This is a genomic window from Natronomonas halophila (genome assembly GCF_013391085.1).
Taxonomy (GTDB): domain Archaea; phylum Halobacteriota; class Halobacteria; order Halobacteriales; family Haloarculaceae; genus Natronomonas; species Natronomonas halophila.
In genome coordinates, this window is sequence record NZ_CP058334.1 from 1,017,969 (window position 1) to 1,039,158 (window position 21,190).

A 21,190-nucleotide genomic window follows, 5' to 3' on the forward strand; every position below is an offset into this window, starting at 1 on the left:
GACGGATACGGACCCACAATGACGGACCACTATCAGGTGACGGTCGTCGGCGGGGGTCCCGCCGGACTGACGACAGCGCTGTATACCACGCGACTCGGCCACGACACGGCGGTCATCAACCGCGGCGGCGGCCGTGCGGCGATGATGCTGGATACCCACAACGTCATCGGCGTCACCGAGGACGTCTCGGGCAACGAGTTCCTCGAGACGGCAACCGAGCAGGTGCAGGAGTACGGCGCCGACTACTACCAGGACTTCGTCTCCGACATCGAGGAAACCGACGACGGCTACCGTGTCACCGCCGGCAACGTCGAGGTGACGACCGACCACGTCGTGTTGGCGACGGGCTTCTCCGACGAACGACCCGACCCGCCGCTGCCCCGTACCGGCAAGGGCCTCCACTACTGTCTGCACTGTGACGCCTACATGTTCGTCGACGAGCCGGTCTACGTGATGGGCACCGGCGATTCGGCGGCCTACGTCGCGATGATTATGCTCAACTTCACGCCCGAAGTCGACCTCCTCACCCGCGGCGACGAGCCGGAATGGTCCGAGGAGACGGGCGAGATGCTCGACAACCACCCCATCGACGTCATCCACGAGGAGATTACGGGCATGGAAAAGCGCGACGACGGCTGGCTCGAAGCCTTCGAGTTCGAGGATGGGACCAGCCGTGAATACCGCGGCGGCTTCCCGATGTACGGCTCCGATTATAACACCGACCTCGCCGAGTCGCTCGGCGTCGAACTCAACGACGACGGCACCATCGCCGTCGACGACCACGGCCGCACCAACGTCGACGGCATCTACGCGGTCGGCGACGTGACGCCCGGCCACAACCAGATTCCGACCGCGATGGGCGAAGGCGCCCGCTGTGGCATCGGCAACCACTACGACCTGCGGCCGTTCCCCCGCTCGCTGGACGAAATCGAAGAGCAGGGCCCCGTCACGAAAGACGACATCCCCGCCATCTCCGGCGACCTCCGCGAACACGCGGTCGACCACGAGGGCCATCCCGGCGAAGGACAGGCCAGGGCGGCAGCCGAAACGGACGACGACTAACCATTTTTTGCACGGGCCGGGTTCGCCGGCCCGTGCAAAAACATGGTGAAAATATGCGCGCGTGTTCCTTCCGGCGGCCTTCGGACGCCCCCTCGGCGGATGCTCGACAAAACACACTTCTCCCGCGCTGGAAGCGACTAAGGATTCGAGTCTTGCCGCATTGTTCCTGACACAATATTATGGGACGTGTCGGATATACCTCGTATATAGTGAATATTAAGGTGTCTGGCAACGAGGATAGGGTATGGAGACACGCAAGGTACAGCGGCTAGGGCCGTCGACGCTGGCGATGACCCTGCCCGCCGAGTGGGCCAGCAAACAGGACGTCGAGAAAGGCGACGAGGTCTCGCTGCGGATGGGTTCGAAGGGCACGCTGACGGTCATGCCCGAGTCCGTCCAACAGGAGGAAAGCGAGGCGGTCATCCACGCCCAGAACCTCGACGCCGACGCCGTCGAGCGCGCGATTATCGCCCAGTACGTTCTCGGCCGACGTATCATCCACGTCGAAGTCGGCGAGGGCAACACGCTCGATTCCGCCCAGATTAACGCCGTCTACAACGCCGAAACCCAGCTGATGGGCCTCGGTGTCATCGAGGAAACGCCCGAACGCATCGCCATCCGCTGTTCGGTCGACCCCGAGGACTTCACCCTCGACAACCTTCTCGAACGGCTGGAATCGACCGGTTCGACCATGCGAAACGAGGCCATCAAGGCGCTCGCCCACGGCAATCCCGACCTCGCCCAGCGCGCCCTGAACCGCGAGCGACAGGCGAACAAGATTTTCGTCCTCCTGCTTCGCCTCATCTTCACCGCCTACCAGAACCCGAACCTCGCACGCGCGGTCGGCCTCGATTCGGGCTTCCCGCTTATCGGCTACCGGTCTATCGCCAAGAACCTCGAACTCACCGCCGACAACGCCGAGGACATCGCCGAAATCGTCCTCGAAACCGAGGGCCACTCCCTCGACGTCGACCAGGCGACGATGCGTCGCATCCGGGAGTTCACCGACCAGGTCAACGAAATCACCGAACTCGGCGTCGCCGCCGCCGTCGAACGCGACTACGACAAGGCCATCCAGACCCGCGAGAAGTTCGCCGACATCGGCGACCGCGAGGCCGAAATCCTCGATGACCTCGATGAGATGTCCAACGAGGACCTCCTGCGGGTCCGCGAAGTACTCGTCAGCCTCGGCCAGACCGCACAGTACGCCGTCCGAAACGCCGAAATCGCGACGAACCTCGCGCTGAACGAGGACAGCGACCACGTTTCCATCAAATAGAACCTTTTTGCACGCTCGGGCGCCTGCGGCGCCCTCGCGGCAAAAACGTTCATGAAAAAGACACTTCGACCCTCCCTACGGTCGGGTCTCGGTCCCGCGCCTCACTTCGTTCGGCGCGGCGGAACCGCTCGCTCACTACGTTCGCTCGCGGATGCTCTACGTTTCTGCTTTCTCAGCCTTAGTCAGCGATGACCGCCTCCTCAGCCATCGCTTCCGCTGTTTCCTTCCGTATTCGCAGCGGGTTCCGCGACACCGTCTCGCAGTCGAAGGCGGGGTGTTCCGCGAAGTGTCTGAGTACCATATGCCGACGGGTGCCGGTGATTCCGGTGCGGCCGACGGCCTCCGCGTCGAACTCCTCGGGTAAGCGCTCGTAGAGCCGTTGCAGTCGTTCGAAGGAATCGAACACCTTCTCGTTGCCCGAGGAGTCGGCCCCGCGTCGGGAAACCACGTAGGAGCCATCGGCGCGATGCTCGCCAGCGGTTCGGAAGAACTCCTGACGGGTTGCCATCGCTTCGCCGATATCGTCGGCTAACTGGCTGGCAACGTCGCGCGGTAACTCGTGGGTGGTTCCGTCGATACTGATGGCGATACGATCAGCGCCGGATTCGACGTTCACGTCGCTATCCGAGAACTCGATCCGGAGAGTGGCTACTCCGTTCCATACACTGGCATGGGGCGAGGACCGATATAATGCTACCGCCCGGGAGAGTGTCTCATTCCTTAAACGATACCGTCGTCAGTCGGCGTTTCGGTGTCCGTCGCGGTGTCGGTCTCGTCCAGAAGGCCGCCGTCGTCCGGCGTCGACGTGGGCGTCGGGGTCGGCGTTGGTGTCGGCGTCGTCTCACCGTTCGGCGTGGTTGCCGTTTCGTTGCTGCCGCCGCTGTTCTTGTTGCCGAAGATATCCGTCTCGATGGTCTCCTCGTAGGTGAGTTCGTCCAGCGGGACCCGAATCGTGTTGCCGGTCGGCAACTCGACACGAGCGTAGAACTCGATGCGGAGGTCCGTCACCTGCCCGCGCTGGAGGTGGGAGACCCACCACTCGTCGAGCTGCTGGTTCTGGATAGCCGCACGCGTGTTGAGAGTCTCGGTCGACCCGCCCTCGATGACGTAGGCGTCCTCGGTCGCCCCCTCACCGACGAGCAGGCCGTTCATCGTGATTTCGTAGCCCAGTTCGGTGACGACGTAGGGCTCCAGTTGCGGGTTATAGACGTCGAACCGCATGTTGATGGGCGTCTCCTGTTCGGTGACGCTACCCCACTGAGCACCGGTTCGGTTGACATAGAGGATGGGGTTGGATGTGGTCGGCGGCGGGTCATCGGCGTTGATTGGCCGGGTCTCGTCGGAATTGAACTGGCCGATGAGGTCCGTCTCGATTTGTCGCTCCTGTGTGATGTCGAACTTGCGTTGGCCGAGGACGGAAGTGTGGACGGTTGCGTTGATGCTGACCTGTGTCACCTCGCCGTTCTCGATGTGACTGCGCCACCACGGCGGAATCTGGCCGTTGTCCATCTCGGTGGTGAACTCCTCGGTGGAGTTGCCGGTCTTGATGTTCAGGCCCTCGCCGCCACCGGTTGCCATCGGCACCTCGTTCATCCGAACGGTGTAGTTGATGCGGGTGTCCCCGAGTTGGACGCCGATGGGATTCGGGTTGTTGACCACGAGGTCGGTGTGGATGACCGTGGTCTCGTTCGTGACCTCACCGAACTCGTTGTCGACGGCTTCGACGGACGGCGCGCCGATGACGCCGAACGCCGCGGCGCCGACAAGCGACACAGTCAGAACGCCGAGAACCGCCGCTGCGACCTTCAGTTTCGCGAGGCCGAGCAGGCCACGGTCCCATGTCATCGTTGTTTCACGACGAGGAACTCCGGAGAGATATAGCCTATGGCTCCCGCCGACGGCCCGCGTCTGACGAACCGCGAACGGCGGGATTTATGTGCGCCGTGCCGTAGCCTCGGATATGGCAACTGCTTCCACGACGGACAAGAGTGTCGGCTTCCCGCTGGTGTTGGGCGTTCTCGCGGTGCTCGGCGCCGTCGGGATGACTGTCTTCGGCTTCACTGGCGACCAGCTCGCGTCCGGGCTTTCCTTCGGCGTCGCGATGCTGGCCGGGTCGCTGGCCGTGGCGGCCTACCACGTCTACGACTGAAGGGCGTATCTTAAGCCCGTCCATCAACTAGGGACAGCCATGAGTGAACTCAGCGAGGAAGACGAGCGGATTCTCTCGCATCTCCGCGAACGCGCCGCCGGTGGTGACCGGTATTTCCGCGCGAAACACATCGCTGATGCCATCGGCCTGACAGCCAAGCAGGTCGGGGCCCGTCTGCCACGACTCGCCGAGCGCTCCGAGGACGTCGACATCGAGAAGTGGTCCCGTGCCCGGTCGACGACCTGGCGAGTCACGCCCGAATAACGCCGATGCGTCTCGCACTCGCACAGCTTCGTATCGAAGCCGCGGCCGTCGACGACAACGTCGACCGCGCCGTTTCGACCATCGCAACCGCCGCCGAGGAAGGCGCCGACCTGGTGGCCCTCCCCGAAATCTTCAACGTCGGCTATTTCGCCTTCGAGTCCTACGAACGCGCCAGCGAGCCGCTCGGCGGCGACACCCACCAGCGGGTCCGCGAGGCGGCTATCGAACACGACGTGTCGGTGCTGGCGGGCACCATCGTCGAGGACCTCGCGGGTTCCGCGGATGCGGGCGAAGCCGTCCCCGCCGAATCGGGACTGGCCAACACGGCGGTCCTCTTCGATTCGGACGGCAAGCGCCGCCTCGTCTACCGCAAGCACCACCTCTTCGGCTACGATTCGGCGGAGGCTGAACTGCTCGTGCCCGGCGAGCAGTTGCCGACCGCCGACATCGGCGGCCACACCGTCGGCGTGACGACCTGCTATGACCTGCGGTTTCCGGAACTCTACCGCCGACTGGTCGACGACGGCGCCACGATGGTGCTGGTCCCGAGCGCGTGGCCCTACCCGCGCGTCGAACACTGGAAACTCCTGCCGCGCGCTCGCGCCGTCGAGAACCTGCTCTATGTCGGCGCCGTCAACGGGTCGGCGGCCTTCGACGACGCCTCCCTCGTCGGCCGGTCGACGGTCTACGACCCCTGGGGAACGCCGCTGGCGTCCTCGGACGACGACGCGACCATCGTCTACGCCGATTGTGACCCCGAGCGCGTCGATGACGTCCGAACGGATTTCCCGGCACTCCGTGACCGCCGCTAGCGGTTTGGAAACAAGGGTTTATAAGTCAGCCCGAAGTACAATCGAATGCCTAAACGACGCTTTTCTCGTCGTGATGGCAGACTACAAGCCCGCCGCGCGCCCGTCCCACCGAGTCGAGGTTGCCCGGTCCTCGGCTCGCTCGTCCGCCTCCCCCACTCCTCTCCGCCACCTCGTTTCCACGCGTGCATCACCGAGAGAGGCGTGTCTCGACGAGATAGACGAAAACCGGTGCCTCCTCAGTCGTCCTCGGTCTTGATATCCGCCGACAGCCCCTGTGCCATCTCGATGTCCTTGGAGTTGTTCAGCGTCCACGCCGTCCGCTCGGTAACGGCTTCGATGACCTCACGAGCGGAGGGGTAGCCGTTGCCCGATTTCTTGACGCCGCCGAACGGCAGTTGGACCTCGGCGCCGATACACGGCAGGTTGCCGTAGGCAAGCCCGAGGTCCGCGCGGTCGCGGAACCGGTTGATTTGTCGGTAGTCGTCGCTGATAATCGCGCCCGCAAGTCCGTAGGGCGTGTCGTTGTGGATTTCGATGGCGCGGTCGATATCGCCGTCGTACTCCAGCAGGGCGACGTGGGGGCCGAAGACCTCCTCCTTGATACACCGGCGGTCCGGGTCGTAGTCGATTTCGTAGACGAACGGGCCGACCCAATGGCCCGCTTCGTGCCCGTCCGGAATCTCGTCGGTACCTAACTCCTCGCGGTCGACGAGCACGTTCGCGCCCTCTTCTCGGGCGAGGTCGTTATACCGGCCGAACTTCTCGATTTGGTCCGCATCGACCAGCGGGCCCATGAAGGTGGCCTCGTCGAGCGGGTCGCCGACGGCGATTTTCTCGGCGACGTCAACGAAGCGCTCCTTGAACTCGTCGTAGACGTCGGTGTGAACGATGAGGCGTTCGCTCGACACGCAGCGCTGGCCCGTCGTCTTGAAGGAGGACATCACCGCCGAGTGGACGGCGATATCGAGGTCCGCCTCCTCGGTGATGACGACGGCGTTCTTGCCGCCCATTTCGCAGGCCGCGAGTTTGCCGGGCGTGCCGCCCACCTCGTCGGCGATGGAGTGGCCGACCTCCGAGGACCCGGTAAAGAGGACGGTATCGACCCGCTGGTCCTCGACGATAGCGGCCCCGGCGTCGCCGTAGCCCTGAACCATATTGAAGACGCCGTCCGGGATGCCCGTATCATCGAACATCTCGGCGATGATCTGGCCGCACCACGGGGTCTGTTCGGCGGGTTTCCAGACGACGGCGTTGCCCTCGACCAGCGCGACGGCCATATGCCAGAAGGGAATCGCGACCGGGAAGTTCCACGGCGTGATACAGCCGACGACACCGCGGGGCTTCCGCCGCATGTAGGCGTCCTTGCTCGGGATTTCCGAGGGGACGACATCGCCGTGCGGATGGCGGGCGTTCCCGGCGGCCCACTCGACCATGTGCCAGGCTTCCGTGACGTCGGCTTTGCCCTCCGAGATTTCCTTGCCGCACTCCTTGGTGACGATTTCGCCCAACTCCTCGTGGCGGTCACGCAACTCGTGGTAAATATCCCAGAGGTACTCGGCGCGGTCGATGTAGGAGAGTTCGCGCCACTCCTCGAACGCCTCGTCGGCGGCCGCCAGCGCGCGGTCGACCTCACTTTCGGTCCCGCGGGGGAAGGTCCCCAGCGTCTCCCCGGTTGCGGGGTTCCTGCTCTCGAAAGTGTCGCCGTCACCGTCGACCCATTCGCCGTCGATGTAATGTTGGTATTCAGCCATGTGTCAATATTTGCAATGGCGTGGTGAAAAAGCTAGCCGCCGCGTCGTCGAACCGCTTAGGTTTCCGCGACTCCGAGGGCGGACCGTGAAGGAGTTCGGCTTCGAGTTGCGGGTCTGTTCGTGGGCCGAGCGCAACTGGCCGCCCGCGGAACGAGGACGGTCCGACGCCGGGAGCGACGCCGACGGTGCGGCCCTCGTTGCCCGCCAACTCGGGACCCGTCGCCGCCGCTGGGACACCCTCGTCGTCGAGACGAGCGAGGACGCGCTCGACCACCGGGCGCCCTTCGGCGACGAGCGACTGGATTCGGACCTGCTACATATCGCCCGCAACGCACCGGGGTCGTGGGCCTTCTATCGGGACGCCCTGCCCGACCCCGGCTATCCGTGGCGCTACGTTCGTGAGGCCGTCCATCGCGCCGCCGACCGCGGGTTCATCGAGAAGCGCAGGGACGGCAACCGCATCGAGATTCGTCGTCGCTATCGCTACCCCGAGTGGGTCGACCGCATCGTCGCCATCGAGAACAAACCGGACCTCGATGCGTCCGCCGCGCGCGTGCTCGCCGACCAACTCGAACACGACGTGGCCCTGTCGCTGGCCGACGAGGTATGGCTGGCGACGCGGGCGACCCGTGGGGAAATCGAACCCGCGCTCTTGGAGGCGATGCCGGTCGAGGTCGGCATCCTCGCCGTCTCCGAGGGCCCCGACGGCTGGCGTGCCGACCCGGTCTGGAATCCCCGGACGCTATCCGTGTCGGACCCCGGAACGCGGATTCTGGAACGTCCGGACGGCGGCGACCACGACGCCTCGGCGTGTCGCTTCGAGTACGCCGACCCCGACTGGAAGGCCCGCAAACGACTCGAAATCGCCGAACGGGCCTACGAGCGCGGGTGGCGCTCCTACGCCGATACGATGCGGCCCGACTGCCGCCATTTCGAGATTCGAGAACCGGAAGGACCGTTCCCGTACTGTGCCGCCAAAGGACGCGAGCAGACGGCCGCCGAGTGTTCCGGCCGGTGTTCGGAGTTCGCGCCCGAACCGCCCGCCTGGCGCTCGAAGGGTTGGCCCATCGAGGGCGGCCCCGGGAAAGCCACGAAACGGCTGCTCGACGAGAAACGCCGGCGTCGGCGCTGACGGCCCCGTAGAATCCCGCCGGTGGCGCAATCGCTTTCCCCCCGGAGCAGGTAGGAGAGGTATGTCACTCGACGAGGGCCTCCCGCAGGAACAGGTCAACGAACTGGTCGACGAAACCATCGAGGAAAACGAGGTGGTGCTGTTCATGAAGGGGACACCCATCGCGCCGCAGTGCGGCTACTCCGAGAAGGCCGTCAACCACATCCAGCGACACCGCGACGACGTCGAAGCCGTCGACGTGCTGGTCTCCAACGAGGAGTTCCGGACGGCACTGGAGCGACACAGCGGCTGGACGACGATTCCGCAGGTCTACGTCGACGGGGAGTTCATCGGCGGCAGCGACATCCTCGAGGAACTCGACGAGCAGGGCGAACTCGCCGCCGAACTGAACGCCTGAATCCCGCGGTAGAGCCGTGTCATTCCCTCACAAAGGGAAGGACAGGTGATATAAGTGAGGAACCCCTACATTTAGCTGGACCACTCGCGTCAGAGGGTAAGCGCCCTCTGTGGGACAGGGATACCATGACCAGTCGTGTTTACAGACTTCATTCGACGCTGGAACTGCAACTCGACGACGTTCACGAATTTTTCGACGGGTACGAGCTACCCGTCGAAATCGAGGACGTCGAAGTAACGAGGCGAAACAATACGCTCATCGTGAGTGCCGTCGCGGCCGAAGACAACATTTCGAAGTATACGCCCACGGCACAACTCAAGGCGAGCGTCACCGAAAACCGGATTTACGAGACCGAAGACGGGTGGTCGGAGACACCACCCGACCCGCAGAACGGCGCCGCATCCACCGACAGCGACGACGACGACGATGACGGCCCGCAGTGGGGCAGCCTCGGCGAAGGCGGCCAACTGCAGGAGGAAGAAGAGGAGATCAACTCCAAACTCGTCGAGTACGCCTGTTTCAAGGGCGACCGCGAAACCGTCCTCCAGAACACCGCACTCCAGTACCCGATGTTCGTGGTACTGTGTGACCTCGCCAAGTTCGCCGAGAAAGGCACGTTGACGGCCATCGCCGCCGTCGACGACGAACTCGAAGCGACCCGCATCGTCGATGGCGAGGAACGGTCGGCCAGCATCGAGGTCATCGACGACCCACGAGAGCGCGAGGGCGAAAACACCGTCAACTGGCGCGATAACAAGTTCATCAGCGACGACTGAGACCGACGACGGTCGTTTCCTTTTGTCACGGCACGATACCACTGCAAAGCCTGTTGACCGACTGGTCGGACGACTGGCTGGCGAGTGTAACCGATTCGGTGGGTGAAAACAGGACGTTCGGCGCGGGCGCCTACCGCTGTTCAAGCGGGCCACCGCAGACGCCGCATGTCACGTTGGAACCCCCCATCGTATTGATGTCCTTCTCGCGTTTACACGTCGTACACAGCATCGCGCCGCAACTCCTGCAGACGTAGCCGTCGGGCGAGGAAAACGACAGCAACCCCCGGAGACCACCTTTTTCGGGTTCCATCTCCGCACCGCAGTTGCTGCACTCGGGCATTACCGCGCACTCGAACGCGCCGACGAAAAGTCGTTTCGGAGGACTACCCCATACAACCAGAATTTTTTACCGGGAGTACCGACGACGCGTCACCGGTCGGCCCGGCGCTCGCCGAACCCAAAAAACCCTTTACGCTCCTAATGAGATGTAATTATACGCCATGAGCGAATTCCCAGACTACGTCGACGTCGACTATACCGACGGCGAAGGCGAAGACCCCGAGGACTACCCGAACCTCGAGGACAAAATCGAGAAGGCCATCGAGGTCGTCACGACGGGCCTCGAAGAGTACGAGAACCCCGCCATCATGTGGACCGGCGGCAAGGACTCGACGCTCACCCTGTACTTCGTGAAGGAAGTCGTCGAGCAGTTCGACTACGAGATGCCGCCGACGGTCTTCATCGACCACTACCAGCACTTCGACGAGCTGCTCGACTTCGTCGAGCGCTGGGCCGACGAGTGGGACCTCGAAGTCATCTTCGCGCGCAACGAGGACGTCGGCGCCTACGTCGACGAGAACGGGCTCGAACCCGGCGACGACATCCCCGTCGACGCCCTCGACGAGAACAACCAGCACCACATCCGCAACATCCTCGAATACGAGGAGGACACCTTCCCGTTCCTGCTGGACACCTACGTCGGCAACCACCTGCTGAAGACCGTCGCGCTCAACAACACCCTCGAAGAACACGACATCGACGGCATCATCTCGGGCATCCGCTGGGACGAGCAGGAAGCCCGCGCCGACGAGACGTTCTTCAGCCCACGTCACGACCCCGACATCTACCCCCCGCACGACCGCGTCCAGCCCATCCTGCAGTTCGACGAAGCCGACGTCTGGGACGCCTTCTGGTTCTACGTCGTCCCCGAAACCGTCGAGGGCTTCCCGGACGACGGCTACGTCCCCCAGGACTACGACGACCTGCCGAACGACCTCACCCACGAGGACATCCCGGTCTCGCCGAAGTACTTCGCCGGGTTCCGCTCGCTGGGTAGCGAAATCTCGACCGAAAAGTCCGACGAAGAGCCTGCCTGGCTGCAGGACCTCGAGAACACGACCGAGCGCGCCGGCCGCGCCCAGGACAAAGAAGACCTGATGGAGCGCCTGCGCGACCTCGGCTACATGTAAACCCACTTTTTGCACTTCCCTCGCGCGCCTTCGGCGCGCTCAGTCAGGCAAAAACGTGGTGAAAATATGCGCGCGCTCCTCCTGTCGCGGGCCTGACGGCCGGCCCGCGGTAGTCGTCGCGCGCTACGGCGGCCTACGGCCGCCGCGAACCGCCTCGGGGGCCTTCTTCGAAGGCCCCGCTCGGCGGATGCTTTTCGTATAAATAGTCCAGTCGAAACGCTAGCTATTCCTCGCCCGAGCGCGGACGAATCGCGTCAGCCAGTGTCACCACGAAGCCGAGGAACCAGCCCAGCGGCGTCGCGATGGCGAACCACATCAGCGCGACCACGACCCCTTCGAAGTCGTAGTTGTTGCTGAGATACTCGCTGACCGGGTCAAGCGGCCCGACGAAGACGGTATCGCGGAAGAAGTTCGCGATGGCCGTGCTTTGCTCGATGATGACGCCCAGCGAGGGGTCGTAGAGCGCCGCGACGACCGGCGGCAGGAAGACGGCGTTCATCGCGAACGGATACGCGAAGAAGACCGTCGTACCGCGACCGCCCACGCGGCTGAAGAGGGCTGCCAATCCGGCGGAGACGACGGCGACGGCGCTTGCGGCGCCGACCGCGACGAACCCATCGAAGGATAGCCGGACGCGCGCGAGCGCTGTCAAACCGCCCCAGACGACCGCCGCCAGGATGACGACGCCGATGATACCGAGTCGGGTCGTCGCGCTGTCGAACCGCTTGGCGTTGAATCGGACCGCGAAGCCGACCACCAAGAGCGGATAGAGCAGCGCCACGACGAGGACGCCGAGGGCGGCCCAGATGCGGTACTTGATTCGGTCCCCCCGCGTCCGCGGCGTCCACTTGCCGAGGACCTTGTGGACGGCCGTCCGCTGACGCGGGAACACGAGCTCCATCCACGTCTCATGGAGCCGCACGATGTCGATTTTGATCCCGTCGAGGAGACCGCCCGCTGACATACTCCCACTCTCCCGTCGGGCCGCAAAATAGGTTCCGGCCTCGGGTTACCAGCTATCGGGCGCGAAATCCGGGTGGACCTTCCGGTCCGTCCGGTCGAGGTCGTCGATACGCGCCATCTCGGCATCCGAGAGCGTGATATCCAGCGACTCGAAGTTGTCGCGGATGTGGTCGGCGCCGGTCGCCTTCGGAATCGCCGTCACGTCCTTCTGACGGAGCCACGCGAGGCTCACTTGCGCCGCGGAGGCATCGTGTGCGTCGGCGATGTCGGTCAGTACATCCACGTCGAAGACGTCGCCGCGCGCGAGCGGCGAGTAGGCGACCAGTTCGACGTCCGCGTCCTCACAGTACTCTCGAAGCTCGCGCTGCTGGAGCAGCGGATGCATCTCGACCTGATTGGCGAAGATGGGCGCGTCGATGGCCTCCTGTGCGGACTCCAGATGCGACGGCTCGAAGTTCGAGACGCCGATGTTGTTGATACGGCCGTCCTCGCGGAGTTCCTCGAAGGCAGAGAGGGTCTGTTCGGCGTCGTAGGCGTCCGCAGGCCAGTGAACGTACAGCAGGTCGACGTAGTCGACGCCCAGCCTGTCGAGGCTCTTTTCGGTCGATTCGAGCACGTCGTCGTGGCCGAGCTGGTCGATCCAGACCTTCGTCGCGAGGAAGATGTCCTCGCGGTCGACCGACGCCGAGGCGATGCCCTCGCCGACGGCGGCCTCGTTGCCGTAGGCCTGCGCGGTATCGATGTGTCGATACCCCATCTCCAGTGCGTTGCGAACCGACGCCGCGCATTGGTCGGGGTCGTCGTTCTGCCACGTTCCAAGCCCGAGCGCCGGCATCCCGCTGTGTTCGGGGGCGCTGCGGCTGGTTTCCTGTTGGACCATACCGGCGCTTCGAGCCTGACGTCGAAAACGGTTGGGACACCGGCGAGCCCGTGGGGAAACCGCGACACGCGGCGAGGGAACAGCCAAAGGTGGGTTATTTATGCTATTCCGTGTTAACGCCCGAACATGCCCGCAGAAACGTATGATATGGTCGTTGTCGGCGGCGGGACCGCCGGCTGTTTCGCCGCGGCAACGGCCGCTCAGGAAGGGCTGGACGTGGCCCTTCTGGAGCGAAAAACCGAGGACGAGGGCGGCCGCATCGCTTGTGGCGACGCCATCAAGGGGACGAGCACGTTCCCCGAAGTCATCGACCTCGATTACCTCCGTGAGGAATCGTTCACCAACGAGGGGATCACCCTCGCCCGCTTCGAGAACCCGAAAACCGGCGAGGACCTCGACATCGGCTTCCGCGGCGGCAACGGCGCCATCGTCGACCGGAAACGCTACGGCGAGGTCCTCCTCGAAGAGGCCGAACGCGCCGGCGCCGACATCCACTACGAGACCGTCGTCCGCGACGTCGTCCAGAACGGCTCGGTCAAGGGCGTCACCGCCACTCAGCGCGGCTCGGTCAAGGAGTTCGAGGCCGACGTCCTCATCGACGCCGCCGGCTCGCTGTCGCTCCTGCAGGACAAGACCGACTTCGATAACACCACCTTCGACACCAACGTCAACTACCAGCAGTTCTGTTCGGCCTACCGCGAAGTCATCGAAATCGACGAACCCGTCGACTGGCACAACGCAATCGTCTTCAAGCCCACCGCCGAACTCGGCTACCTCTGGTATTTCCCGCGGACCCCCACCGAAATCAACGTCGGCCTCGGCTTCCAGATGAACAAGGAGCCGATGAAACTCGTCGAACATCTCCGCGAGGACCTCCGCAAGCGCGACGAGTTCAAAAACGCCACCGTCAAGGACAAACTCGGCGCCGCGCTCCCGACTCGCCGCCCCTACGACTCGGCGGTCGCCCCCGGCTACATGGCCGTCGGCGACGCAGCCGCCCACGTCAACCCCTGTACCGGCGGCGGCATCCCCGGCGCCGCGAAGGCCGGCACCTGGGCCGCCGAAGCCGCCATCGAGGCCATCAGCGACGGCGACGTCAGCGAGGGCGCCCTCTGGGAGTACAACCGCCGCGTCCAGACGGACTTCGGCAAGCGCTTCGCCGCCATGGACCTCTACAACATCTGGGGTGGCACCTACGACGTCGATTACCTCGTCGACATCATCAGCGCGATGCCCGGCCAGCAACTCGCCGACGCGCTCGCGCTCGAAGGCACCGCCTCCATGAGTTGGCCGCTCAAAATCAAGACCGCAATCAAAACCTTCGGCCACTGGAGTACCCTCTTCGAACTCAAGAAACTCAACGAGTACGCGACCGACCTCAAAGGCATCTACGACGACTACCCCACGACGCCCGGCGAGTTCGACGACTGGCAAACCCGCCGTGACGGCCTCATGGACGACGTCTACGAACTCACGGACGCCGATCCTAAATACTAACAGCCACTTTTTGCACCTCCTTCACGCGCCTGCGGCGCGCTCAGTCGGGCAAAAACGTGGTGAAAATATGCGCGCCTCCTTCCTGCCGCCTCGCTTCGCTCGGCGTTAGTCAGTCGGCGCTACGGCGACTCGGCCCTACGGGCCTCGTCGCCGCGAACCGCCTCGGGGGCGTTTTTCAAACGCCCCGCTCGGCGGATACAAGATTGTAGTTGTTTCAGCAAGTCGGAGTAGAGTTCCCTCTTAGTCAGTCAAGTTAACGTATAAGATTAGCATCCGCGAGGGCGGGTTCTTCGAACCCGCCCGAAGCGGTTCACCGCGCGAGCGAAGCGAGCGCGGGACCGAGACTCGACCGTAGGTCCCGCGAACGGAGTGAGCGGGAGCGTTGGAAGACGAGCGCTAGCGAGTCTTCCTGAGGGAGAGTCGAAGTGTCTTTTTCATGAACGTTCGGAAGACGCCGAAGGCGTCTTCCGCAGCCCATCAGAAGCGCTTCGCGCTTCTGAGGACGTTTTTGCCGGCGCCCGCAGGGCGCCGTGCAAAAAGGTTCAGTAGAAAGCTATGGGTTTCCCGGCGGATTCCTCGCGGGAGACCTTCTCGAGTGCGTCCTCGAAGTCCTCCTCGGTGACTTCAGTGCGGCCGTCGCGGATGGCGAACATACCCGCCTCAGTGGCGAGGCTTTCGAGTTCGGCACCGGAGAAGCCCTCGGTCTGCTCGGCGACCGCTTCGAGGTCGATGTCCGGCGAGAGGTTCATCTTCTTGGTGTGGATGTGGAGAATCTGCTCGCGGCCCTCGATATCCGGTTCGGGCACCTCGATGAGTCGGTCGAAGCGGCCGGGGCGGAGGATGGCGCGGTCGAGCATATCGAAGCGGTTGGTCGCAGCGATAATCGAGATGTCGCCGCGCTGGTCGAAGCCGTCCATCTCCGAGAGGAGTTGCATCATCGTCCGCTGGACCTCGGCGTCGCCCGACGTTTTGGATTCGGTGCGCTTCGAGGCGATAGCGTCGATTTCGTCGATGAAGATGATGGCGGGTTCCCGCTCCGCGGCGAGTTCGAAGAGGTCACGGACGAGGCGTGCGCCCTCGCCGATGAACTTCTGGACGAGTTCCGAGCCGGCCATCTTGATGAAGGTCGCGTCGGTCTGGTTGGCGACGGCCTTGGCCATCATCGTCTTGCCGGTGCCGGGCGGCCCGTGCAGGAGGACGCCGCTCGGCGGTTCGATGCCGACCTGCTGGAACTTCTCGGGGTTTGTGAGGGGGTCCTCGACGGCTTCCCGGACCTCCTGAATCTGCTCTTCGAGGCCACCGATGTCTTCGTAGTGGACGGTGGGCTTCTCGGAAATCTCCATGGCCTGTGCGCGAGCGTCGGTCTCCTGGTCGAGGACCGTCTGGATAGCGAAGGAGTCGTTGATGGCGACGCGGTCGCCGGCCTGGAGTTTCTGGTAGAGCCGCGGGGAGACGTCCGTCAGAACCTCCTGATTGTTGCCGTGCTGTTTGAGCAGGACCTGGTCGTCGGTGAGTTCTTCGACCGTGGCGATGTACAGTGACGACGTCTTCAGCGCCTCGTTTTCCTCTTGGAGGTCGCTGACCTCCTCTCGGAGTTCCGATTGACGCGAGCGCGCGTCTTCGAGCTGGTCCGCGAGTTCCTCGTGGACCCGAGAGACGTCGATGTAGTGTTCCCGGAGGGCGGCGAGCCGCTCTTCCTCGGACATATCGGGGTCGAGGTCGAGGGTCGGCCGGTCCGGAAGAGAGGGGCTATGCGACATTGATGGTCCGTAGGGGTTGGAGATTAAAAGTGGCTTTGGGTGGGGGAAACGGTTGCGGTAGGAAATACCACACCACACGAACCGGCGGCGAACCGAGCGTCGCCCGCTATCGGAGCGACTCGTATTCGCCGACCATCTCGTCGTAGGCTTCGATGGCCGATTCGACGGGTGCAGGCGTCGACATGTCGATGCCGGCGGTCTCCAGCAGTTCCAGCGGGTAGCCGTGCGACCCCGACTGGAGGAACTCCCGATAGTCGGCCGCGGCCTCCTCGCCGTCCTCATCGATGCGCTCGACGATGGCGTTGGCCGCGCTGATGCCCGTCGCGTACTGGTAGACGTAGTAGGCCCGGTAGAAGTGCGGAATCCGCATCCACTCGCGGGCGATGCGGTCGTCGACATCCGCCGACGCGTAATACTGGCTCTTGAGGTCGCCGTAGAGGTCGTCCAGCCGGTCCGGGGTCAGCGCCTCGCCGGCCTCGCTGAGTTCGTGGGCGCGGTGCTCGAAGGAGGCGAACATCGTCTGGCGGAACAACGTCGACCGGAAGCGTTCGAGGTATTCGTCGAGGACGTGCTTGCGGAACGCCTCGTCCTCGACCGTCTCCAGCAGATGCCGGGTCAAAAGTGCCTCATTGACCGTCGAAGCGACTTCGGCGACGAAAATCTCGTAGCCCGAGTAGACGTAGGGCTGTTCCTCGCTGGTCAACTCCGAGTGCATCGAGTGGCCGAGTTCGTGGGCCAGCGTGTACATCGAGGTGATGTCGTCCTGATAGTTCATCAGGATGTACGGCTGGCTGTCGTAGGTGCCGCCGCTGTAGGCGCCCGACTGCTTGTTGGCCGTCTCGTAGACGTCGACCCACCTCGACTCGAGTCCTTCGGCCATCCGCTCCTGATAGGCCTCACCGAGCGGGGCGACGGCTTCGATGACGTACTCCTTGGCCTGTTCGTAGTCGACTTCGGGGCTCTCGTCGCCGGCCAGCGGCGCGTAGAGGTCCCACATCTTCAGTTCGTCGACGCCGAGACAGTCCTGTTTCAGTTCGGCGTGTCGATGGAGAACGTCGAGGTTGTCCTCGACGGTATCGACGAGCGTGTCGTAGACTTCGATGGGCACGTTCGGGCCGTCGAGGGCGGCCTCACGAGCAGTCTCGTAGTTACGGGCCGCCGCGAGCTTGGAGTCGGACTTGACGCTGTTTTTGTAGGCGGTCCCGACGGAGTTGCGGTACTCGCTCCACTCGTCGTAGAAGGCCTCGTAGACCCGCTGGCGGAACTCGCGATTGGGGTGTTTCTGGAGTTTCGCGAAGTTCGACAGCGTGACACGCTGGGGTTCGCCCTCAGGGTTCTCGACGGCGGGGAACTCCATGTCCGCATTGGTCAGCATGTTGTAGACGTCGCCTGCGGCGTCGGTCACCTCGCTGAGGTCGGCCAGCAGCGCCTCGATTTCGGCCGAGCGGGTGTGGGGCTTCATCCGCAGCACGTCGTCGAAATAGTGGTCGTAGGTCTCCAGTTTCGGGTTCTCGTCGACGAACGCGTCGATGGCCTCGCGGTCGAGTTCCTGCAGTTCCGGTTCGATGAAACTCGCGGCGCTGGAGGCGTCGGCGGCCAGCGACTGCGAGCGAGCGGCGAGGGCCTGATAGGTCTGGTTCGTCGTGTCCTCGTCCTTCCGCATCCGGGCGTAGGCGGCGACGTTCGACACCTGCCGCATGATGGATTCGCGGAGTTCCAGCACCTCCTGAAGGGTCTCGGCGTCCTCGGTGACACGTCCTTCATAGGCTTCCAGTTCGTCGAGGCGTTCCTCGACGGCCTCGTAGGCCTCCTCCCACTCCTCGTCGTCGGCGAAGAGGTCCGTGAGGTCCCACGTATACTCCTCGGCGATATCGCTTCGTTCGGGAACCGAACTCATACCCCCGGGTATGGGCGGTACCGTCCTAAACCCGTCGTCACGGGTCGCTGTGTTCCGGCGCCAGCGTGCCGGCGACGCGAGCCGTCGCGAGCCGTCGGCGTCGCCGCTCGCCGAAGACCACACGGGCGCTCTCGGCGGCCTCCTCGTCGACCACGAACTCGATACCGGGGTACGTCACGTCGAGCAACACGAGCGGTTCGGGCGCTGCGGGGGCGATTCCGTCCGGTCCCTCCAGCGGGTCGTTACCGAGCGCCCGGTCGAGGAACGCCGGTTCGCGCTCACCGAGGCCGACCGCTTCGACCGTCGAGACGACCCGCCGAACGAGTTGGCGTGCGAACCCACCGGCGATGCAGTCGACCAGCAGGAAGGGGCCGTCCCGCCGGAGTCGCACCGTCAGGTCGCGTTCGGTGCCCGTCTCGTCGGGCGTGAAGTTGTGGAAATCGTGTTTTCCCGAGAGTCGCCCAGTAGCCTGTTCGGCGCGTTCGTCGTTCACGTCGGGTGCATACAGGAAGTAGCGATAGGTCCGCTCGACGGCATCGTGTGTCGCGTGGAACCCCTCCCTCACGTCCGCGTGTGCCCACGCTCGAATATCCGCGGGGAGTTCGCTATTGAGTGCGCGGGGCGTCAGCCAGTCCGGCGCCTCGATAGCGACCGTCTGTGCGCGGGCCGAGACCCCCGCATCGGTCCGGCCGGCCGCCGAGTAGCCGACGGGGGCGCCGTCCTCGAACGGGATATCGAGCGTCGCGAGCGCGTCGAAGAGCGTATCCGCGACCGTCTCGCCGTGAGGCTGTCGCTGGAACCCCCGATAATCTTCCCCGTCGTATGCCACTCGAAACGCGCGCATGTCTCGGGGACGGGACGGCCAGCGGCTTGGAGATGGCGGTCGGCGTGTTAGCTGTTACCACAAGAATTAACTCTCGGCAGGCTCTAGCTCTGCTGATGAATTCGGAACACGGATACAGCGTCATGGGCGGCTATCTCAGCCGAGATGCCGACGAAGACGAGGAGCCGCAACCCGCGGCCGCATCGCTGGGACGGCCGGACCGGTAAACGGTCCGCTGAGCACGCTCGCGTCTCGAATCAGGAACGGCCGCTTATCGGTCGGTGGGGATGCGAACCTCCGTGTCGGTGATCGTTTCGACGGCATCGGCCGAGATTTTGATATCGTCCTCGTCGGCCTCGCCGAAGCCGAGTCCCTGAATGATGGCGTCGGTAACGCCCGGTTCCGGTTCGACGTAGGCGATCTGCCTGTCGACGTCGACGTCGGTGATGATACCGATTTCCTCGGCGTGCTCGTTCGTGAGCACTTTCCCCTGGTCCTGCAACGAGAGCAGCGACATCCTGAGGAAACCTGCGTGCCGGCCCGATAAATACCTCGTGGCCCCCGTTACTCGTAGTCCTCGAAGGTCGGCCGGCCCTCTTCGGGCGGGAACTCGTCGATGGGAATCTGCATCTGGTCACCGGACTCCATGTCCTTGATGGTGACCGCGTCGTCTTCGAGGTCCTGTTCGCCGACGACGATGACCGTCTCGGCGTTGATACCGTCGGCGTAGGACAGCTGGTCGCCGAAGCCGCGGCCCGTCAGGTTCAGTTCGACGACGTGGCCCAACTCGCGGAGTTCCCGAGCGATTTCGGCGGCCGTCTCCCGCGTGTCGCCGACGGTCAGCACGTAGTAGTCGGTCGCGACTTCCTCCTCGGGCCAGACGCCCGCGCGCTGGCAGAGCAACGAGAGCGTCTCGTGACCGATACCGACGCCGACGGCGGGCGTCGGTTCGCCGCCGAAGCCCTCGATGAGGTCGTCGTAGCGGCCGCCGCCGAAGACTGACCGGGAAACCTCACCAGCGGTGTCGAAACACTCGAAGACGACGCCGGTGTAGTAGTCGAGGCCACGCGCCGTCTCCAGCGAAATCGTACAGTACTCCCGAGCGCCGAAGTCCTCGGCGGCGGCAAGCACCGCACGCAGGTTTGCGACGGCCTCGGCGACCCGGTCGGTTCCCGCGAAATCGACGAGGTCATCGAGGTCGTCGGTACCCAGCACGTCGTCGAAGGCCTCGGCTTCCTCGTAATCGAGGCCCGCCGCGACCAGCAGGTCGTAGTACTCCTCGATGTCGATTTTCTCCTTCTTGTCGACCGCGCGAATCGCGTCAGTCGTATCGACGTCGCTATCGAGGGATTCCAACAGACCACCGAGGATGTCGCGATGGGACACCCGGAACTCGAAGTCCTCGCCGGAGAGGCCGAGGTCGGTCATGATATCGGCGGCCGCCGCGAGGATTTCGGCGTCGGCTTCGGGTTCCTCGGAGCCGAAGATGTCGACGTTGGTCTGGTAGAACTCCCGGAACCGTCCCTGCTGGACCTGCTCGTAGCGCCAGAAGGGCCGCGTCGAGAACCACTTGATGGGCTTCTGGAGGGCCTGCTGGCGCGCGACGACCATCCGCGCGACCGTCGGCGTCAGTTCGGGGGTCAGCGATACGTCGCGGCCGCCCTTGTCCTCGAAGTGGTAGAGTTCCTCGACGATTTCCTCGCCCGATTTGTCCACGTACATCTGGGTCCGCTCCATCGCCGGCGTCCCCACCTCGCGGAAGCCGTACCGACGCACGCGCTCCTCGATAGCGTCGGTGACCTCCCGTCGGGCGGACATCTCGCCGGGGTAGAAATCACGGAACCCCTTCAGGCCGTCGTACATGGACGCGACTTCGGCGGCCGGCGCACTAAAAGGTCCGATTGTGGCTCGGTCAGGGAATCGAATGCTCGCTATCTCGCGGCTCACTCCGTTCACCGCTCGATTTAATCGAGACCCCTCGCTACGCTCGGCGTCTCGCTAGTCTTCCACGACCACTTCGACCGGCTCTTCGTCCTCCGTCTCCTCGCTTTCGGACCCGGACTGCTGTTGCTGGTAGAAAAGCAGGCCCGCGACCGCCAGCACGACCCACGAGCGCCAGTTGGCGAGGTTCAGCGTGTAGCCGACGCCGAAGGGCTTCTCGACGAGCATCCCATCGTCGGGTTGCCAGTAGGCGGACATCATACGACCCAGCGAGGGCTTGTCGAAGTTATACGGGATTCCGAACAGTTCGCCGGACTGCGGTTTTTCTGGCATACTCG

Annotated in this window: 22 protein-coding genes; 10 read left to right on the forward strand and 12 right to left on the reverse strand. The window is 64.1% G+C overall.

Annotated features, from left to right (window positions below; genetic code table 11):
* The first annotated feature begins 18 nt into the window (after positions 1 to 18).
* Positions 19 to 1,062 carry an NAD(P)/FAD-dependent oxidoreductase gene (locus HWV23_RS05640; protein ID WP_178289448.1) on the forward strand — a complete coding sequence of 348 codons (1,044 nt, stop codon included), beginning with the start codon at positions 19 to 21 and terminating at the stop codon, positions 1,060 to 1,062.
* 244 nt (positions 1,063 to 1,306) lie between these two features.
* Complete coding sequence (locus HWV23_RS05645; RefSeq protein WP_178289449.1) at positions 1,307 to 2,341, forward strand: phosphate signaling complex PhoU family protein; 1,035 nt, start codon at positions 1,307 to 1,309, stop codon at positions 2,339 to 2,341.
* Between the two features lie 178 nt (positions 2,342 to 2,519).
* On the opposite strand, the gene HWV23_RS05650 is transcribed toward HWV23_RS05645, so the two are convergent.
* Both HWV23_RS05650 and HWV23_RS05655 read right to left on the reverse strand, forming a co-directional pair.
* Positions 2,520 to 2,957 (reverse strand): DUF7528 family protein, encoded by a 438-nt coding sequence (locus tag HWV23_RS05650; RefSeq protein ID WP_178289450.1) that lies wholly within the window; start codon positions 2,955 to 2,957, stop codon positions 2,520 to 2,522.
* 104 nt (positions 2,958 to 3,061) lie between these two features.
* Positions 3,062 to 4,186 (reverse strand): LEA/WHy family protein, encoded by a 1,125-nt coding sequence (locus HWV23_RS05655; protein WP_178289451.1) that lies wholly within the window; start codon positions 4,184 to 4,186, stop codon positions 3,062 to 3,064.
* A 115-nt stretch (positions 4,187 to 4,301) separates the two neighbouring features.
* Here HWV23_RS05655 and HWV23_RS05660 point away from each other — a divergent pair, with 115 nt between their 5' ends.
* From HWV23_RS05660 to HWV23_RS05670, 3 genes are read left to right on the forward strand one after another with little or no spacing between them, the layout of a single operon-like run.
* Entirely contained in the window at positions 4,302 to 4,490 is a 189-nt protein-coding gene (locus HWV23_RS05660; protein WP_178289452.1) for a DUF7525 family protein, read from the forward strand.
* A 39-nt stretch (positions 4,491 to 4,529) separates the two neighbouring features.
* Positions 4,530 to 4,754, forward strand: a complete 225-nt coding sequence (locus HWV23_RS05665; protein ID WP_178289453.1) for a DUF7123 family protein — start codon at positions 4,530 to 4,532, stop codon at positions 4,752 to 4,754.
* A 5-nt stretch (positions 4,755 to 4,759) separates the two neighbouring features.
* Positions 4,760 to 5,566, forward strand: a complete 807-nt coding sequence (locus HWV23_RS05670; RefSeq protein ID WP_178289454.1) for a carbon-nitrogen family hydrolase — start codon at positions 4,760 to 4,762, stop codon at positions 5,564 to 5,566.
* Positions 5,567 to 5,802: 236 nt separating this feature from the next.
* Here the strand turns inward: HWV23_RS05670 and HWV23_RS05675 are convergent, their stop codons facing one another.
* The gene (locus HWV23_RS05675; RefSeq protein WP_178289455.1) at positions 5,803 to 7,317 is read right to left on the reverse strand and encodes an aldehyde dehydrogenase family protein; all 1,515 of its coding nucleotides are present in this window, start codon (positions 7,315 to 7,317) and stop codon (positions 5,803 to 5,805) included.
* 85 nt (positions 7,318 to 7,402) lie between these two features.
* Between HWV23_RS05675 and HWV23_RS05680 the strand changes: the two genes are divergently transcribed.
* From HWV23_RS05680 to HWV23_RS05690, 3 genes are all read left to right on the forward strand, one after another.
* Positions 7,403 to 8,449: a DUF5787 family protein gene (locus HWV23_RS05680; RefSeq protein ID WP_178289456.1), complete on the forward strand. Its 1,047-nt coding sequence runs from the start codon at positions 7,403 to 7,405 to the stop codon at positions 8,447 to 8,449.
* 61 nt (positions 8,450 to 8,510) lie between these two features.
* Positions 8,511 to 8,846 carry a glutaredoxin family protein gene (locus HWV23_RS05685; RefSeq protein WP_178289457.1) on the forward strand — a complete coding sequence of 112 codons (336 nt, stop codon included), beginning with the start codon at positions 8,511 to 8,513 and terminating at the stop codon, positions 8,844 to 8,846.
* Positions 8,847 to 8,971: 125 nt separating this feature from the next.
* Positions 8,972 to 9,622 carry a DUF7110 family protein gene (locus HWV23_RS05690; protein ID WP_178289458.1) on the forward strand — a complete coding sequence of 217 codons (651 nt, stop codon included), beginning with the start codon at positions 8,972 to 8,974 and terminating at the stop codon, positions 9,620 to 9,622.
* A gap of 130 nt (positions 9,623 to 9,752) precedes the next feature.
* On the opposite strand, the gene HWV23_RS05695 is transcribed toward HWV23_RS05690, so the two are convergent.
* Positions 9,753 to 9,962, reverse strand: coding sequence for a hypothetical protein (locus HWV23_RS05695; protein WP_178289459.1), 210 nt, complete (start codon positions 9,960 to 9,962; stop codon positions 9,753 to 9,755).
* Between the two features lie 160 nt (positions 9,963 to 10,122).
* On the opposite strand from HWV23_RS05695, the gene HWV23_RS05700 reads away from it, so the two are divergent.
* Entirely contained in the window at positions 10,123 to 11,091 is a 969-nt protein-coding gene (locus HWV23_RS05700; protein WP_178289460.1) for a phosphoadenosine phosphosulfate reductase family protein, read from the forward strand.
* Between the two features lie 223 nt (positions 11,092 to 11,314).
* On the opposite strand, the gene HWV23_RS05705 is transcribed toward HWV23_RS05700, so the two are convergent.
* A complete protein-coding gene (locus tag HWV23_RS05705; protein WP_178289461.1) occupies positions 11,315 to 12,055 on the reverse strand; it encodes a hypothetical protein in 741 nt (246 codons plus the stop codon).
* 45 nt (positions 12,056 to 12,100) lie between these two features.
* Complete coding sequence (locus HWV23_RS05710) at positions 12,101 to 12,889, reverse strand: aldo/keto reductase (RefSeq protein WP_178291609.1); 789 nt, start codon at positions 12,887 to 12,889, stop codon at positions 12,101 to 12,103.
* A 171-nt stretch (positions 12,890 to 13,060) separates the two neighbouring features.
* Here HWV23_RS05710 and HWV23_RS05715 point away from each other — a divergent pair, with 171 nt between their 5' ends.
* Positions 13,061 to 14,431 carry a geranylgeranyl reductase family protein gene (locus HWV23_RS05715; protein ID WP_178289462.1) on the forward strand — a complete coding sequence of 457 codons (1,371 nt, stop codon included), beginning with the start codon at positions 13,061 to 13,063 and terminating at the stop codon, positions 14,429 to 14,431.
* A 542-nt stretch (positions 14,432 to 14,973) separates the two neighbouring features.
* Here the strand turns inward: HWV23_RS05715 and pan2 are convergent.
* The 6 genes from pan2 to HWV23_RS05745 all read right to left on the reverse strand — a co-directional run bounded on the left by pan2 (position 14,974) and on the right by HWV23_RS05745 (position 21,185).
* Entirely contained in the window at positions 14,974 to 16,191 is a 1,218-nt protein-coding gene (pan2, locus tag HWV23_RS05720) for a proteasome-activating nucleotidase Pan2 (RefSeq protein WP_178289463.1), read from the reverse strand.
* Between the two features lie 106 nt (positions 16,192 to 16,297).
* Entirely contained in the window at positions 16,298 to 18,088 is a 1,791-nt protein-coding gene (gene pepF, locus HWV23_RS05725; protein ID WP_178289464.1) for an oligoendopeptidase F, read from the reverse strand.
* A gap of 37 nt (positions 18,089 to 18,125) precedes the next feature.
* Complete coding sequence (gene truA, locus HWV23_RS05730; protein ID WP_178289465.1) at positions 18,126 to 18,932, reverse strand: tRNA pseudouridine(38-40) synthase TruA; 807 nt, start codon at positions 18,930 to 18,932, stop codon at positions 18,126 to 18,128.
* Between the two features lie 250 nt (positions 18,933 to 19,182).
* Positions 19,183 to 19,428, reverse strand: coding sequence for a hypothetical protein (locus tag HWV23_RS05735; RefSeq protein WP_178289466.1), 246 nt, complete (start codon positions 19,426 to 19,428; stop codon positions 19,183 to 19,185).
* Positions 19,429 to 19,475: 47 nt separating this feature from the next.
* Entirely contained in the window at positions 19,476 to 20,774 is a 1,299-nt protein-coding gene (hisS, locus tag HWV23_RS05740; RefSeq protein WP_178289467.1) for a histidine--tRNA ligase, read from the reverse strand.
* A 135-nt stretch (positions 20,775 to 20,909) separates the two neighbouring features.
* Complete coding sequence (locus HWV23_RS05745) at positions 20,910 to 21,185, reverse strand: DUF5808 domain-containing protein (RefSeq protein WP_178289468.1); 276 nt, start codon at positions 21,183 to 21,185, stop codon at positions 20,910 to 20,912.
* Between the last annotated feature and the right edge of the window lie 5 nt (positions 21,186 to 21,190).